Origin of the sequence: Gracilibacillus boraciitolerans JCM 21714 (assembly GCF_000521485.1) — a bacterium.
Lineage (GTDB): Bacteria > Bacillota > Bacilli > Bacillales > Amphibacillaceae > Gracilibacillus > Gracilibacillus boraciitolerans.
Genome location: NZ_BAVS01000087.1, coordinates 1 through 652 on the forward strand (window position 1 = coordinate 1; position 652 = coordinate 652).

Annotated in this window: 1 protein-coding gene; it reads left to right on the plus strand. The window is 35.1% G+C overall.

Annotation, left to right across the window (positions count from 1 at the left end):
* Nucleotides 1-97: 97 nt before the first annotated feature.
* Nucleotides 98-652 (plus strand): DUF6431 domain-containing protein (locus JCM21714_RS17815; RefSeq protein ID WP_052000900.1); only part of this gene is annotated, 555 nt, incomplete at its 3' end.

A 652-nucleotide genomic window follows, 5' to 3' on the forward strand; every position in this document is an offset into this window, starting at 1 on the left:
GGGGGGGTTATTTTGTTCAAATTCCTCCAGTATGATTACTGTACTTTCCTGAAGTAATATGCTAAATTTTTTGCATATTATAAGGGGAGAGTTTTTTATGATCATTTTACATGATTTTAAAATTAATATTGAAGATTACGAAGCAAAGGGGAAAGAAAATGACTTCCCGTTATTGGAGGATTGTCCTAAATGCAGAAGCCTTGCTCAAGGAAACGTGCATAGAAACGGATATTATTGGCGATACGGAATAAATGAGGAGAGCGAATGGTACATTCCTATATGTCGTTTTAGATGTTTGATTTGTAAAGTAACGATCTCTATTTTACCAAGTTTTCTCATTCCTTATTTTCAACATACAGTGGATACCATGGTGGGAAGATTAAGTAAGATTTTAAATGGTGAGGAAGTAAAAGGAAGTCGTCAACAACTGGCACAACATTTGAACCGATTTTATGAAAGGATTCATTGGATACATAGCTTTTTTATAGACCTTGGGTACAAGTTGGGGTTTTCAAAAGATATAAAAAAAGAAGCCCAAAAATACGTGATAATGATCCAGGATTTTGGCGAATCACCCTCCTTCGTTCGAAGGAGTTGGGGGTCATTTATCATCCTATTTTATGGGCAAGTTAATTCTACCATATTTATCGAG